Annotated in this window: 10 protein-coding genes; 4 read left to right on the top strand and 6 right to left on the bottom strand. The window is 59.6% G+C overall.

Annotated features, from left to right (window positions below):
* The first annotated feature begins 137 nt into the window (after window positions 1-137).
* Genes OOT55_RS05020 through OOT55_RS05005 form a run of 4 tightly spaced genes read left to right on the top strand, consistent with a single transcriptional unit; the run spans window position 138 to window position 6,861 of the window.
* Window positions 138-1,250: an efflux RND transporter periplasmic adaptor subunit gene (locus OOT55_RS05020; RefSeq protein ID WP_265368041.1), complete on the top strand. Its 1,113-nt coding sequence runs from the start codon at window positions 138-140 to the stop codon at window positions 1,248-1,250.
* Window positions 1,250-4,402: an efflux RND transporter permease subunit gene (locus tag OOT55_RS05015; protein WP_265368040.1), complete on the top strand. Its 3,153-nt coding sequence runs from the start codon at window positions 1,250-1,252 to the stop codon at window positions 4,400-4,402. Before OOT55_RS05020 ends, OOT55_RS05015 begins: the two co-directional genes overlap by 1 nt.
* 30 nt (window positions 4,403-4,432) lie before the next feature.
* Window positions 4,433-6,418: a CASTOR/POLLUX-related putative ion channel gene (locus tag OOT55_RS05010; RefSeq protein WP_265368039.1), complete on the top strand. Its 1,986-nt coding sequence runs from the start codon at window positions 4,433-4,435 to the stop codon at window positions 6,416-6,418.
* On the top strand, window positions 6,415-6,861 hold the full coding sequence (locus OOT55_RS05005; RefSeq protein WP_265368038.1) for a Dabb family protein: 447 nt from the start codon (window positions 6,415-6,417) through the stop codon (window positions 6,859-6,861). The genes OOT55_RS05010 and OOT55_RS05005 overlap by 4 nt, the downstream gene beginning before the upstream one ends.
* A 66-nt stretch (window positions 6,862-6,927) precedes the next feature.
* Here OOT55_RS05005 and OOT55_RS05000 read toward each other — a convergent pair whose 3' ends face one another.
* The 6 genes from OOT55_RS05000 to OOT55_RS04975 form a co-directional block, all read right to left on the bottom strand.
* A complete protein-coding gene (locus OOT55_RS05000) occupies window positions 6,928-7,719 on the bottom strand; it encodes a peptidylprolyl isomerase (protein WP_265368037.1) in 792 nt (263 codons plus the stop codon).
* A 119-nt stretch (window positions 7,720-7,838) separates the two neighbouring features.
* The gene (locus tag OOT55_RS04995; protein ID WP_265368036.1) at window positions 7,839-8,687 is read right to left on the bottom strand and encodes an ATP-binding protein; all 849 of its coding nucleotides are present in this window, start codon (window positions 8,685-8,687) and stop codon (window positions 7,839-7,841) included.
* Between the two features lie 4 nt (window positions 8,688-8,691).
* Window positions 8,692-9,504, bottom strand: a complete 813-nt coding sequence (locus OOT55_RS04990) for an ion transporter (protein WP_416140974.1) — start codon at window positions 9,502-9,504, stop codon at window positions 8,692-8,694.
* Entirely contained in the window at window positions 9,501-13,124 is a 3,624-nt protein-coding gene (locus OOT55_RS04985) for an ATP-binding protein (RefSeq protein ID WP_265368035.1), read from the bottom strand. Before OOT55_RS04985 ends, OOT55_RS04990 begins: the two co-directional genes overlap by 4 nt.
* A 3-nt stretch (window positions 13,125-13,127) precedes the next feature.
* On the bottom strand, window positions 13,128-13,841 hold the full coding sequence (locus OOT55_RS04980; RefSeq protein WP_265368034.1) for a DUF4194 domain-containing protein: 714 nt from the start codon (window positions 13,839-13,841) through the stop codon (window positions 13,128-13,130).
* Complete coding sequence (locus tag OOT55_RS04975; RefSeq protein WP_265368033.1) at window positions 13,822-15,330, bottom strand: Wadjet anti-phage system protein JetA family protein; 1,509 nt, start codon at window positions 15,328-15,330, stop codon at window positions 13,822-13,824. Before OOT55_RS04975 ends, OOT55_RS04980 begins: the two co-directional genes overlap by 20 nt.
* Window position 15,331: the final 1 nt, after the last annotated feature.

Raw genomic sequence — 15,331 nt, 5'->3', positions numbered from 1 at the left:
ATACCCTAGCATAAAGCAGATCAAAACGCCCTGCCCCGGGTGAGATTGAAGACAAATCTTAACGCAGTGGAGATTTGCGCCTTTTGCCTCAGGCGGTATGCTGAAGCGTGTTGAAGGAACCCAGGAGATAAACCGGTATGAAGATGATTGCCATCCCTCGCCCACTGTACAGCCTTTTGCTCCTGCTGGCCGCCTCCTGGGCCACGGCGCAGGAGCCCCCCAGAGTCGAGGCCGTTCGGGTGGCGGAGAGGCCGGTCATCGAGACGGTTCCATTGACCGGCTCGGTCACGGCGGAGCAGCGATCGCTGCTTTCGCCCCAGGTGGCCGGGCTGGTGTCTCGCCTGGCGGTTGATACCGGGGACCGGGTCAACGCCGGCGACCTCCTGCTGGAACTGGATCCCGAGCTGGTCCGTATAGATCGGGACCAGGCGGCGGCGGACCTGGCCAGCGCCCAAGCACAGTGGGAGGACAGTGAACGTCAGCTCAATGAAGCCCGGTCGCTGCGCGATGGTGCCATCGCCGCCAGTGACATTCGGCGCCTGGAAGCCGAAGAGCGGGTCAGCCGGGCCAACCGGGACGCCGCCCAGGCCCGGTTGCGCCGACTGGAGGCGGAGTTGGAGCGACACCAGGTCAGAGCCCCGTTCGACGGTGTGGTCAGTTCCCGTCAGGTGGATCTGGGCGAATGGGTGTCCCCGGGGAATCCGTTGATGGAGCTGGTCGCCAGCGCCCCACTGCGGGTTCACTTCCAGGTGCCCCAGCGTTATTTTCCGAGCGTCAGCGAGCAGTCCAGTCTGGCACTGCGTTTTGACGCTTACCCTGACACTGAAGTCACCGGCCGGGTTCATCGTAAAGTCCCCCTCAGCGAGACGGGTGCACGGACCTTTCTGTTGCGCGTGACCCCACCCGACGACGCCCCGCCACTGATTCCCGGTCTGTCCACCTCCGGACTTCTGGAGTTGAATACCGAGCGAACCGGTCTCTCGGTGCCCCGTGACGCCCTGATCCGCTATCCGGATGGTCGGGTCAGTGTCTGGGTCGTAACCGAGGCGGAACAGGGCCAGGTCAGCAGCGTCCGCGAGCAGCAGGTCACGCCGGGCATCAGCGCCTCGGGTCGGGTGGAAATCCGCTCCGGCCTGTCGTCCGGTGATGTGGTGGTGACGTTGGGCAACGAAGCCCTGCAGGAGGGGCAGGACGTTCTGCCCGAGCGTATTGTCGACGGGGCGGAAACCGGCAAGGGAGGTGACCGCTGATGTTTCACTGGGTTGTCCGCCACGGCATTCTGGTTACCGTCACCGTTCTGATCATCTGCGTTTTGGGTGTGTTGGCGGCGCTGCGCATTCCGGTACAGATGATTCCGGACCTGGAAGTTCGCACCATTTCCATTCGCACCAGTTGGCCCGGCGCCACGCCCCAGGACGTGGAAAAAGAAATCCTCATTGAGCAGGAGGAGTATCTGCGCAACATCCCCTACCTGGTGGAAATGCAGAGCACCGCGGATTTCGGTTCGGCGCAGATCGAGCTGGAGTTTCCATTCGGGGTGGATATCAACGAGACCCTGATCCGTGTCAACAACGCCCTGACCCAGGTCCCCTCCTATCCGGAAAATGTGGACGAACCCAGCGTCTACGCCACCTCATTTTCCGCCAACGCCTTCATGTATTTCCGTATCTCCCCGCTGGAGGGTAACCCTCGGGAACTGGATATGGACATGATGCGCGATTTCATTGAAGACAACGTCAGGCCGCGCATGTCCGGCGTACCCGGTGTTTCAGAGGTCAATGTCGGTGGCGGCGCCGAGCGCCAGATTCAGATTCACCTGAACCCCGAGCGTCTCGCGGAGCGGGAGATCACTCTGACCCAGGTGCGTGACGCCATTCGCGAGCGCAATCGGGACCTGTCCGGCGGCGAAGTGGAAAGCGGCAAGCGGCGTTATCTGCTGCGCACCATGGGCCGTTTCGAGGACCTTGAGGACCTGGAAAATCTGATTCTCGAACGCCGGGGAGACAGCATTACCCGCCTCTCGGATGTGGCTGAGGTCAGCCTCGATCATTTCAAGATCCGCCAGACCTCCTACGTCAACACCCGTCCCGTCATCAGCCTGTCCGTGCGACGGGAAAGCGGCTCCAATGTGATCGCCATCAAGGAGGCCATGATGGCCGAGGTGGAGCGGATCAACCGGGACCTGCTCAACCCCGAGGGTATGGAACTAGCGCTGACCGCTGACGATGTGGTGTATGTGCAGGCGTCGGTGTTCAACGTCTGGAAAAACCTGATTCTCGGCGCCCTGCTGGCCACTGGCATCATGTACGCCTTCATGCGCTCGTTCCGTGCCACCGCCCTGGGGGTTGTGGGTATTCCCATCTGTACGATCGCCGCGTTTCTCGGGTTGCTGATTGCCGGCCGGACCATCAATGTCATCTCGCTCGCCGGCGTTGCCTTCGCCATCGGCATGACCCTCGACAACAGTATCGTGGTGCTCGAAAGCATCGAGCTGGAGCGTCGCAAAGGATTGAAAAAACTGCAGGCCGCCGTCTCCGGTGTGCAGAAAGTCTGGCCCGCGGTGCTGGCGTCCACCCTCACCACCGTGATGGTTTTTCTGCCGGTGGTTTTCATCGCCGAAGAGGCCGGACAACTGTACTCGGACATCGCCATTGCCATTTCCGCCTCGATTCTGGTGTCCATGCTGGTGGCAATCACCGTCATTCCGACGGCGAGCGCCCGACTGAAATTTGAGGGCGCGTCTGGTGGCGAGGACGAACATCCACTGCAGCAGCGGATTACCCGGCAGATTCACTGGCTGATCGAAACGCCCAGGCGTCGCATTAGCGCCATTGTGATCACCGTCGTGATCAGTGGCGCCATCGTGTTGTTCCTGACCCCGCCGGCGGAATACCTGCCCGAGGGCGAGGAGCCGAAAACCTTCGCCTCCATGAATGCCCCGCCGGGCTATAACCTCGAGACCATGGAGGCCATTGGCATGGAACTCCAGGAATACTTCATGCCCTACGTGGACGATGAGCCGGAGGCCTACGAGCGCGGGGAAACCGAGGTGCCTGCCATGAAGTACATCAACCTCGGCATTTCGCCCCAGAACCTGCGTATCATCACCGAATCCAAAGACCCGGGGCAGATCGAGGACCTGATGGCCGCTCTGGTGAAGCAGTACGAAACCTACCCGGGAATGCGGGCATTCGCCGCTCGCGGCTCCATCATCAGCAGCAACGACGGCGGCACGCGCAGCGTGAATCTGGACATCTCCGGGCCGGATCTCGCCAGTCTGTTTCAGGTGGCGCAGGCCGCTTACGCCCGCGCTGAAACGGTGTTTGACAACCCGAGCATCCAGACCCGGCCCTCCAGTCTGTCGCTGGCCCAACCCCTGCTGGAAATCCGCCCCGACTGGGATCGGGCGGCGGAACTCGGCCTGAATACCGAGGACATCGGTTTCTCCGTTTCAGCGCTGACGGACGGCGCGTTTGTGAACGAGTTCTTTCTCGCCGATGATAAAATCGATATCTACCTGTACAACCAGCAGGGACCCGGCGCGGATCTGGACACGCTCCAGGATATCGCCGTCTACATACCCGAGCGCGGTACCCTGCCCCTCTCTGACTTCGCCCGGATGATGGAAACTGTGGATACCAGTAGCATCCGCCGTCTGGACGGCCGTCGCACCGTGACGCTGAACATTATTCCGCCCCGTTCGGTGGCGCTCGAGACTGGCGTGGAGCGGGTACGTGAAGACGTGGTGGGTTACCTTCAGGACAATGGCCAGGTGCCCACCGGCGTTACCCTGAACATCTCCGGGGCCGCCGACCAACTGGACGCCACACGCGAGTCCCTGAGCAGCAACTACCTGGTCGCTCTGTTCATTGTCTATCTGCTGATGGTCGCCATCTTTACCCACTGGGGCTATCCGCTGTTGATCATGACCACCATTCCTCTGGGTATTGCCGGCGGTATCGCCGGGCTCGCCTTGCTCAACCTGGTCGGCAGCGTCACCTCGGCGCTCGGTCTCGGGGGCATCAGCCAGCCCTTCGACATGATCTCCATGCTCGGCTTTCTGATCCTGATGGGCACGGTGGTCAATAACCCGATCCTGATCGTTCACCGCGCCATCAGCAATCTCAAAGAGGAGGCCATGGACTCGGTGCATGCCGTGCGTGAAGCGGTCAGCTCGCGTCTTCGGCCCATCGCCATCTCCACGATCACCACCATTGTCGGCCTGGCGCCCCTGGTGTTTCTGCCGGGCGCCGGCAGCGAGCTGTACCGGGGGGTCGGGGTCATTGTCATGGCCGGTATCATCGGCGCCACTCTGGTGACGCTGACCATGTTGCCCTCGCTGACGGTAATGGTTCTGAATTGGACTGAGCGGAAAAACCGGTATACTGGCAGCCCTCATTAATGCACTGAGCTCGTCGGGACAGGAGCTGCCATGCTGCCGTTGCGTTTTATAGACCGGGTCAAATTTTTTGTCGAGCGCCAATTCGTCAAAGGCGCCCTGTTTCAGTTACTGGTGGTTGGCGCCATTATCGCGCTCATTTCAATCACCGGAGGCTTGCTGGCCTTTCCCGCCGGTGAGGGAGAAGACGTCGGTGACGCCGTCTGGTGGGCGTTTCTGCGCTTGACGGATCCGGGGTATCTCGGGGATGACGAAGGCACCTGGTTACGCTTCGTGTCGACCCTGTTGACCGTCAGTGGCTATGTGGTGTTCATGGGTACTCTGGTGGCCATTCTCACCCGGTCGCTGATCGCGCGTATGACCGCCCTTGAGCGTGGGCTTACCCCGGTGGCCTTCCGCAATCACGTCGTGATCGTTGGCTGGAACAGTCGCACCCTGCCCCTCATCCGGGAACTGTTGAGTGCTTCCGGCTCCATGCGCCAGCACCTGCTCGGGCAGGACAGCTCGCGTCTCAAACTGGTGGTGCTGGCGGAGGATATGTCCGCCGTGCAGGCCGAGGAACTCCGTGCGGAGCCTGGGATCGGTCGCAAGGCCCGACAGATCGTATTGCGCTCGGGCAGTCCTCTGCAGCCCGATGCCCTGCACCGCGCCGCCTGTCTCAATGCGGCCGCGGTCATCATTCCCAGTGGTTCCCACGAGCTCAACAGTCTGGTCAGTTCGGATGTGGAAACCATCAAGGCGCTGATGTCCCTGGATGCCCAGGCCCGCACCGAGCGCGTTCCCCGACCGTTTGTCGTGGCCGAGATTCAGGATCTGCGCAAACTGCCCATCGCCCGGCGAGCCTACGAGGGACCACTGCAAGTAGTACCCGGCGATGCGACCATTGCCAGCCTCATGGCGCAGAACCTGATTCACCCGGGGCTGTCCGAGGTCTACAACGAATTATTGACCGATCAGAGTGGCAATGAATTTTATGTGCGCAGTGGCGAGCACTTCGCGGGCGATTCCCTGGCCAGCATTGCCATGCGTTGCCCGCGTGCGGTGGTCTGTGGCCTGCTGCACCGTGAGCAGGACGGCTGGCGCGTGCAGTTGAACGCACCGTCCGATGCGGTTGTGGCGGCCTCGGATAAGGTCGTCTTCATTGCACCGGAATTCCGTGATACCCAACCGTTGAAGGCGTCCGGCTACCGACTCAATCCGGTGGAGCGCAAGGCGCTGGGTGAGAAGCACAAACCGGCGAACCGCGTTACCCGAAAGAGAGTGCTGATTCTCGGTTGGAATAATCGCCTGCCCGCTCTGGTGCATGAGCTGGGCAGTTACCGGCAGTACCGGTTTGAGCTCGATATTGTTTCTGTTGTGCCGCCGGACGAGCGCGAACTATCCATCGCCCGCTATCATTTGGGAGACGTTCGGGCACAGTGCCGGCATATCGAGACGGATTTCATGCAGGAAGGCGAGCTTTATGATATCGAGCCGGCCCAGTATGACAGCATCATACTCACCAGCAGTGATCGTCTGGGCAGTGGTGAGGAGGCCGATGCGCGGGCCATCGTGGGCCAGAGTATTCTCGAAGAGCACCTCAAACATGTCAGTACACCGCCGCATTTGCTTTTGGAACTGAGCGACCCGGACAACGCGATTCTGCTGGGCCACCAGCACGGCGAAACCATCATCAGCCCGCTGATTCTCAGTCATCTGCTCGCGCAGGTCGCGTTGCGCCCGGAGCTGCGACTGGTGTTCGATGAGCTGTTTACCGAAGGCGGCGCCGAGATTTTCTTCCGCTCCCCCACCGACTACGGTATTCAGGGATCATTGCCGTTCTGGAAGCTGGAAACCCTGGCCGGGGAGCGCGGCGAGACAGCGCTCGGCGTTTACTATCATGAGGCGCGTAACGGGCGTCATCTGCAACTGAATCCAGCGCGGGATGCCGCGCTGGAGATTTCACCCCAAGACCAGTTGGTGATACTGACCGATACTGGCATCCATAAAGCCATCCATACAGGAGTGCAACAACAATGACAGACCTTCCCAATCGTCGGCAATTCATCACCGGTGCAGCGGCTCTGGGCGCTGCCGTCATGCTGCCCGGTGCCCAGGCTCACAACCATAATGAGCCCGCCCAGCAAAACGGAAAGTCATCACAGGTGGCCGTTCCCAAGCTCACGCACAGCGTCTTTTTCTGGTTGAAAAACCCGGACTCCGAGGAAGATCGGGAAGCGTTGATCGCCGGATTGAAGACACTGAAAGAGATCGAGACCGTGCGCGGCATTCATATTGGCGTGCCGGCCTCAACGGAAAAACGGGATGTGGTGGATAACAGCTACCAGGTATCAGAGTTGCTGTTGTTCGATGACGTTGAAGGACAGAACGCCTACCAGGTGCATCCGATCCACCAGAAGTTTGTGGAGGACTGTTCGCACCTGTGGCGGAAGGTCACAGTATTTGATTCGATCGAAGTGTAAGTCGCGGGTCGTGAGATTGCGCGATTGTCGGGTTACGCGCAGCGCGTAACCCGACAAGCATGCAACTCACTGCCGACGCGATTTCGCACCCAAAGCTTTCCGCAGGCCCACTAACCCAAACACAAGCATCAACCACCCCATGGCACCACCGGAACTGCCACCGGAGTCTTTGTCGTCCACTGTATCGATCAGCGTATTGGGAACCGGATCGAGATCCGCCGCCGAGTTTTCCGCATCATCAATCACCCGTACCGACAGCAGCGTCACCAGGTGGGTGGAATCCACCTCCACATCGTTTTCCAGTTCCTCTTCCCCATAATTGCGCAGGGGTAAATTGGTGAACGCACCTTGCAGGTTGAACCGCGGCAGTTCCGCAATGTCTTCAAGGACGGACATACCACTGATCACTTCCCCAAAGACCGTAAAACCGCCGTTCTGTACGTCCAGGTTTTCGTGATTGTTTTCCAGATTGAAGAACCACTGCGAGGTTGCACTGTTCGGGTCATTGCCCAACTTGGCCATCGCAATGGTGCCCTGGCGGTTGGACCACTCGGGCTCATTGACCACCGGATCATCGGTCTCAATGCTTTCTACATCACCGCTGTCTTCGATATACAGAAAACCGCCGCCCTGAAGGATAAACTCGGGGACCAGTCGATGAAAAAACGTATTGTCGTAAGCACCCGATTCCACATAGGACAAGAAGTTGTCGACAGTCTCCGGGGTGGTCTCATCGTAAAGATTGACCTGGACGTTACCGAGTACCGTTTCAAATTCAACAATGGTGGCCAGCGCGGGTGAGCTGGAGAGCGCAGCGGTCGATGCCAGAGCAGCAGCGGCAACAAGTGGCTTAAGCATGAAAGATTCCTTAGAGTGAGTCATTATATACCGCCACTTTAGCAAAGCCCCTGTCTTGAATCTGTAACCTTTTGTAGAGGGCTGTTAACAGTTTGTAACGAGACTCGTTCGAGCCCCGCTCAGGCGGGATCGACATGGTCCCGGGCGAACTGCCAGGCAACGCGGCCACTGCGGGCGCCCCGGGTCCGGTGCCACAATAAGGCTTCTGCCTCCACCTCATCGCTCCATTGCCCACCAAGCGCTTCCACCCAATAGCGGGCTGCCGCGAGGTACTCGTTCTGACTGAACGGGTAGAAGCTCAACCACAAACCGAACCGGTCCGACAGTGAGGTTTTCTCCTCGATACTGTCACTCGGGCGAAGCTCCCCTTCCTCATAGCTGACATCGAGGTTGTCCCGCATGGTCTGGGGCAACAGGTGACGTCGATTGGACGTGGCGTAAAACACAATGTTGTCCGCCGGGGATGCAATGGAACCATCCAGTGCGGACTTCAGGGCTTTGTAGCTGGCATCTCCTTCCTCAAAAGACAGGTCGTCGCAGAACACAATAAAGTGCTCCGGGCGTTCTTCCAGCAGTACCAGGATATCGGTCAGATTGGGCAGGTCCGTCTTATCCACCTCCACCAGTTTCAGACCCTGGTTGGAAAAGGTATTCCAGACCCCCTTGATCAGAGTGGACTTGCCGGTTCCGCGGGCACCGGTAAGCAGGACATTGTTGGCCGGCTTCCCTTCCAGAAAGCGCCGGGTGTTGCGCACCAGTGTTTCCTTGTGCGCATCAATATTCTGTAACGCCTCCAACGCCACTCGATGCGGGTGGCGCACCGCTTGCAGAAATCCCCGACCGTTGACAGTCCGCCAACGAAACGCCTCGGCGGTCCAGTCGATGGGCGGACTTTCTGGTGGCAGCAATCCCTCTACCCGATCCAGCAGTTGATCCAGCCGGTCAATAATGGAATCCATCGTGGTCATGATGTTACTCCTGAGGTGTTCGGGTTCGGTTCGACTGGCGCACCAGTTCCTTCAGCTCGCGCAGCTCATTCTGCAGCTCTCGCAAGGTCGGCTCGCCCTCTTCCTGACGTTCTTTGCGGTGCTGTTCGTCCAGCACGTTGACGACAATCCCGATAATCATGTTGAGAAACGCGAAGGCCGACAGGAAGATGAAAGTCACATAGAACACCCAACTGAACGGATAATCCGTCATGGTTTCATACATCACATCGGTCCAGTCCTCAAACGTCATGATCCGGAACAGGGTCAACATACTGATGGCGATATCACCCCACAGCGTCTCATTGACACTGGCGAAAAACATGCCGCCAATGGCGGCGTAGATATAGAAGATGATAAACATCATCAACGCCACATAACCGAGCTGGGGTAAGGCTCGCAGCAGGGAGATCAGCAGCGTGCGCAGCTCCGGAATGATGGACACCATGCGCAGCACCCGGAATACCCGCACCAGACGTCCCACCAGCGCCAGCTCGCTGTCTTCAATGGGAATCAGGCTGACCACGACGATGGTGGTATCAAACAGGTTCCAGCCGGACTTGAAAAAATCCCGTTTCCTGGGCTCGCCCAGAAAGCGAATGGTGATTTCCACCAGAAAGAAGACGGTGATGAACCAGTCGGTAATGACAATCGCATTGGAGATCAGCGGAGGAATGTCATAGGTCTTGGCCCCGATAACCAGGGCCGAGAAGATGATGATACCCACCACAAACAGCTCGAAGGCCTTGTTGGTGCGCAGTTGGTTGAACCGGGATTGCAACGTATCGTTTGATATCATTCGACTTCTTCCAGAAAATCCAGCTCCGCCTGCTGGCGTATGGTCTGGCGGTGGTTCGCCATCAACGCCTGAATCCGTTCCCGATCGCACTCCTGACGATCCAGAACCACCCGGGTCTGCAGCTCCCCCACCCGCTCGCGCGTGGCACACTTGCTGAACACAAACTGATTGGAAATCAGCTCCAGGAACGGCCCGGACTTACTGCTGGGCATGATGAACAACAGCTGCAGCCCCAGGCTTTCGGTCAGGTAGTGAATCACCTCCCGAGAGCGGTGCTCATCCATCTTGGAGAAAGCTTCATCCACCAGTACCATCCGCAAATGACTGTTACCCTCGCCAAACCGGAACGCCGAGGTAATGGCCGCGCTGCGAATAATATACGCCGGCGTCTCCAGTTGGCCACCGGAACCGGTACCGTACTGGCTCAGGGCGATGGGTTGTTTGCCTTCCGGTTCCTTGTAAATTTCATAGCGACGGTAATTCCGGTAGTCGGCGATCCGTTCCAGCTCTCTCAGTGCCTTCTGTTCGTCGTCATCCAGCAGCATGGACATCAGGCGCTCGCGCACCTTCTGGTGCCTGGGTTCAAGCTCGATATCGAACAGGGTCGCGCCATCGCCGAGACTCGGATTATCGATGATCGCCTTGAAAAACTGCCAGTATTCCTTGAACTCCGGCACCCACTGCCAATCAAACCGGAACCGCTCCCGGTCCGCCCCGAAACGATGGTGCTCCAGCTCCCGGTTCAGATCCTCCAGAACCCGCTTGCCATCGTTGATGGCCTGGTAGATCGAGTGACAGAGGTTGGTCACAAAGGCGTTGTTGAAGCTGTCCCGCAGGGACTGCAGTTCGCTGTGGCGCTGGGCCAGGATGTGGTTTTTATCCCGGTTGTACAGGCTGTCGAACTGGCGGCGTAACTGGCAGATCCGGGCGAAGTTTTCCCGTCCAAACTCGTCACTGAAATCCAGCTCCAGGGCAAAGGCATCCGCCGGGCGGCACTGCTGGTTGTGCTGCAACACACTCTGTTGGAGTTTATGCAGTGCGCTTTTCAGCTCGCCCTGCACATCCGCGAGGCGGGCTTCGTAGTAACGCGCTTCGCGCAGGTCGTCGTCGACTTCGGCCAGTCGCGCTTCGGCATCAAAACCCGGCGTCAGTGTATCAAGGCCCTCCAGGCTCTGCTCACACTGCTCAACCACCGCGAGGGTCTGGTCCTGATCCCGATCCAGCGTCTGGCAGCGACTGTCGATATTTTTCAATTCCGCCAGCAGATTGGCGCGCTCTTCGTTCAGCGCACGCGCCTGGGCGGCCTGTTCATCCACCCGGCCCTTCAACGCCTGGAGCTCCTCTTCCAGGGCCTCACCGGCGCTCAGGTCGAGCTGCTCGGCCTGTTGCTCCAGGGACTGCAGGCGACGCTGGGCGCTGAGCAGGGTTTGCAGGCAGTTGCCGTGTTCCGGCACACTCAGCCGGTCCACTGCGGCGAGCAGTTGCCGGGCTTCGTCAGCCAGGTCACGGCTTGCCTGCCACTCGCGGGTCAGCGCCTCATGCTCCCGACGGCGGGCGGCCAACGCCCGCTCACGGGCGCTCTGGCCGAACACCAGATCGCTGTCGGCAATATCGCAGCGGAACAGGGAATAATTCCCGGAGCCGAGGCAGTCCCGTGTGACCCCCCGTCGGGTATTGCGCAGCGTATCCGCATCCGGCACCCGCTGCACTGAGCCGTAGCTCGCCTTCAGGTATTGCTCGGCGGTGTCGTGATTGAATTGCATCACTTCCACCACACTGCCCTGGGGCAAAGCACCCAGCTTTTCATTATCCCGCCGGGCCTTGTGACCCTGAATCACGCGCGCTTTTTGACCGGGGCCGTTCAGGGAACGGACCAGTCGGATGGCATCCGCCTCATAGTCCGGATCCACAATCAACCCGAAACGGGCGCCGCCGAGGTAGCCCTCAATGGCGGACTGCCACTCCGGGTCGGTCACTTCCACCTGATCGCACAGCACCCGGGCATCGGCTTCCGGCAGCTGTTTGTGCAGCTCCGCCAGCGCCTGTTGCACGTAGGGCGGGTAACTGACCTCCCGAGCTTCCAGTGCCCCCATTTCCCGTCCCAGGCGCTCCACCCGCGCCTGTACCTGGTCGCAGGCCTGCTGGCGCTTGTCACACTCGCGTGCCAGACGATCCCGCAGGTTGGGCACGCCCTCGTCGCTCTCAAACCAGTCCGCCCACCACTGGCGGTGCTGTTGTTGCTGAGACAACGCCTGATCCAGACGGGATTCCAGCGGGCTGATGTCGATCCAGTCCCGGTTGAGCAGCTCATGGGCGTCCAGCCGGGCGTCATCCTCGGCAATCGCTTTCAGTCGGGCGTTACGGGATTTATCGGCCAGTTCGGGTAGCACCAGTGACAGGGATGTCCGGCGCAATCCGTCGTGCAGCACCTTGGCGTTCTCACGGTTGCGGTCGACCCTTTGCAACTGCTCAAGCAGCGTTGGCACCGTCGCGTGCAGTCGCTGTTCTTCGGCTTTACGTTCCTGGGCAAGTTGGTCTTTTTCCCGCAGCCCGGGAATCCCGAGACGGCGGGTGTTCAGATCCAGCAACTGTTGTTGCAGGTCGTCGCGGCGCTGCTCACTCAGTTCAATGGCCTGGCGGTTGGCCTCCACCGCTTCCCGCTGGCTCTGCTGTTTGCGTTTTTCCGCGAGATAACGGTTCTGGCAGTCACTGTATCGACGTCGGGCCAGACCGTAGTGGAGCAGTTGCCAGTCGAGCCATTGTTCGATAAACCCGCCGGCGGTAAGGCGTCCCTGATTGAGTCGCTCGATCGCTTCGCGCAACTGGCGGGCGTCTGACTCCATACCGTGAATGCGTTTGAGCATTGAGGAAACCGAGCGAATCGCCTCCCCCAGATCCCGGGGCTCCAGTACTTCATTGGCGACAAACTCATCAATGCCCTTGATGGGTTTATAGGCCATAAAGCGGGAAAACGCCCGGGCGGCATTGATGGCCTCTCGCTCGGAAACGGCATCCTGCCGATCCCGAATCAGGCCGTATAGTCGACCCAGATAGGCTTTTTTCTTATCGTACTTCTCCACGGACTCCGGACCAAACTGTTTGCGCAATAGAGCGTAAGCCCGATCCAGAGGCAGTACATAGCGGCCACCGGTATCGCTTTTCAACAGGTCTGACAAGCCAATCTGCACACCGGGCAATAACAGGAATTGCAGTTCGTCCAAGCGCGCCACCCGTTGCTGGCCCGCACCTTCAAGGTGGGCGCGCATCCCGATCAGGGCGGTAAACGGTTCGCTGGTCTCCCCTGGCGTGGGGTAAAACACGGCGCCAAGATAGCCATCACAGCCCTCGGGCCGGGCGTAGGCACCGTCATCGCAGCCGAGTACGTAGGAGGCGAGCGTGCGCACCTGCTTGCCACCCCGCCCGCGCTGGCTGGCTTCATCCTGTCCGGGGTTGAAGTGGAACAGGTTGTCGTGAGCGGCGGTCATGATGGTCTGGATGGCATCCGCCGCGGTGGTTTTGCCCGAACCATTCCCCCCGGAAAAGAGGTTGATCGGGCCGAATTCACATTCGGTGTTGGGGATGTTGCCCCAGTGGATGTAGATGAATTTTTTCAGATACATAAATCAGGTCCGCTCCCCGGAAAATATCGATGCACCTTCCGGTTCTGCTTCACCGGCCTCATCCTCGGTCGGTGCTTCGGCTTCGATATCCTGCCTCAGGTTATCCAGCCATTCATTGTTCACCAGGTTCACAATCAATGGCCGCACCTTGACCCAGCTGTCCGTCTGTTCCAGATCCGCCTCCTGGGCGTAATGAATCAGCCGCAACTGACGTAACCGGCGGAACAACTGACGGCGCTCCGCCAGGGCTTCGGGCAGGCTGCGTTGCAGAAGGTTCTTGCTGGCCAGCGCCACCGCTTCCAGGGACAGCGTCGCGCAGCCCTGCTCGTCAATCACGCCTTCGCGCACCGCCTTGTCATATTCCGCGCGCAAAATCAGCACCAGCGCAATTTCCGCCTGATTCAGTCGTGTGCGGAAGCCGCCGTTGAACGGCTCGTCACTTTCATCTTCGAGACCCGGTACCCGCGCACCGGGGGGAATCAGGCGGACAAACTGAAAGCGCGTGTCGTGTTGCAGACGAACCCCCATCAGGCTCAGGTAGTCATCCACCAGCGCCTCAATACGCTCAAAGCGATCGTACAACTCAGCTTCCACCTGACTGTCGTCCCGACACAATACGCCGTAGTCCAGCAGTCGCTGAATCAATTCCCGCCACTCCTTGAGTGTCAGGTTGTGGGTGTCGAGGGCCCGTTCCAGGCTATCGGTCAGAGGGCTCATTGGCTTCCTCGGTCAGTTCAATAATGTATTCGTCGCGGCGAGAGAAGAAATCGCCCTCGGTAATGCGCGGACTCTCCGCCAACCAGGCCTCATCCTGTCGCACCCGGAAGCCAAACTCGGACGACAGATTGGCCGCCGCGCCCACTTCCGTGGCCCGCGCCAGGCTCAACAGCTCCGGTATACTCACCGCCGTCAGTGCGCCGCTACTGACCTGCCCTTGATCATTCAATGCCTGCTGGACATAGGCTCGAACATCTTTCCCCTGGAGGGAAAAGGCCTGCTCCAACGCCTGTTGAATGTACAGCTGTTTCTGGGCGTCGCGGTCCAGAGGGCGATCATCGTCCAGGTCGCTGCGAATCGGAGCCCGGGACCGTCGTTCACGCAGTACCAGCTGACCGGGATCGATATAGCGCAAGTGCAGTGCGGACCAGTCCTCTCCGTGGCGCTGCAAGAGTTCATCCTGTCGCTCGCGAGGTTGCGCGGCCAATAGCTGACACAGTTCCAGGGCGCCATCCCCGCTCTGGGCGTGAATGTAGCTGAGCTGACGAATGATGATGTCGGCCCGTTGGGTGAAGGTGTTCAGAGCTTTGCGCAGCGCCGGCAACATGACATCGCAGGCGTTCTTCAGTCGCGTTTCGATGGTCTGGAGCAGGGTCTCCAGCAGTGAGCTGCCCGGCACCACCCGCTGGGGTAGCAGAGCGCGCAGGCGCAGTTCCATCACCGCTCGCCAGTCTTTTTCCGCGGTCTCCGGATCACCTTCGCCGTATTTGCGTTTGCGTCGAATCCGGGTGATGATCCGGGCCACCTGGTCACGGTACTTTTCCACGCTGTCGGCGGACAGCCGGACTTCCAGATCGGGCTTGAAGACTTTTTCCATGAAGTCGAAAAATTCATCACTGGCCTGCTGCACCAGTTGCCGGGCTTCCACGTCGCGGACCAGTTGCCGCTTACGCTCTTCCAGTTCGGCAATCACATCGGTGAAGTCGCTGATGATCCGCTCGGAGTATTCGTAGGCGTCCAACAGATCGTGCACTTCGCCACGGTCCAGAAAAGCCTGAAGACTGTTTCGGGTATTGCGGGTGTTGCGATGCCGGGTGCGAAAATCATTGTGCTGGTTGGCGGCGAAGGGCTGGGTAAACAGCCGCCCCATACGGGAGAAACCGTAACTGCTCTGCAGGTTGGCATCGTCCACCCGCCGCTCCAGCCAACCGGCTTCGAGCAGTCGATTGACGATAAAGCCCGCCAGTTCCCGCTGGGTTTTGAAACGCCCCTCACTGTCACCGGGCTCGTCACGACTGTCCAGAACCGGCGTGCGGGCAATGGCTTCCTTGAAGATATCCAGCAGCCCTTCCCGGTTCAGTCCCGCTCCGTAGTCACGCAGATCGGTGTACAGCCGCTGGTACAACAGACGCAGGCACTCCGCCACCACTTCACGGTACTTACCGGTCAGCGGATTGAAGAAATGGGGACGTTCGTCGGTGAAGAACATT

This window comes from Marinimicrobium sp. C6131 (assembly GCF_026153455.1).
Lineage (GTDB): Bacteria > Pseudomonadota > Gammaproteobacteria > Pseudomonadales > Cellvibrionaceae > Marinimicrobium.
This window is presented reverse-complemented; position numbering and strand designations above follow the sequence as displayed.

What these genes read in the sequence shown, in the direction of transcription:
- OOT55_RS05020 (WP_265368041.1), top strand. Translation starts at nt 138, where the DNA reads ATGAAGATGATTGCCATCCCTCGCCCACTGTACAGCCTTTTGCTCCTG.
- OOT55_RS05015 (WP_265368040.1), top strand. Translation starts at nt 1,250, where the DNA reads ATGTTTCACTGGGTTGTCCGCCACGGCATTCTGGTTACCGTCACCGTT.
- OOT55_RS05010 (WP_265368039.1), top strand. Translation starts at nt 4,433, where the DNA reads ATGCTGCCGTTGCGTTTTATAGACCGGGTCAAATTTTTTGTCGAGCGC.
- OOT55_RS05005 (WP_265368038.1), top strand. Translation starts at nt 6,415, where the DNA reads ATGACAGACCTTCCCAATCGTCGGCAATTCATCACCGGTGCAGCGGCT.
- OOT55_RS05000 (WP_265368037.1), bottom strand. Translation starts at nt 7,719, where the DNA reads ATGCTTAAGCCACTTGTTGCCGCTGCTGCTCTGGCATCGACCGCTGCG.
- OOT55_RS04995 (WP_265368036.1), bottom strand. Translation starts at nt 8,687, where the DNA reads ATGACCACGATGGATTCCATTATTGACCGGCTGGATCAACTGCTGGAT.
- OOT55_RS04990 (WP_416140974.1), bottom strand. Translation starts at nt 9,504, where the DNA reads ATGATATCAAACGATACGTTGCAATCCCGGTTCAACCAACTGCGCACC.
- OOT55_RS04985 (WP_265368035.1), bottom strand. Translation starts at nt 13,124, where the DNA reads ATGTATCTGAAAAAATTCATCTACATCCACTGGGGCAACATCCCCAAC.
- OOT55_RS04980 (WP_265368034.1), bottom strand. Translation starts at nt 13,841, where the DNA reads ATGAGCCCTCTGACCGATAGCCTGGAACGGGCCCTCGACACCCACAAC.
- OOT55_RS04975 (WP_265368033.1), bottom strand. Translation starts at nt 15,330, where the DNA reads ATGTTCTTCACCGACGAACGTCCCCATTTCTTCAATCCGCTGACCGGT.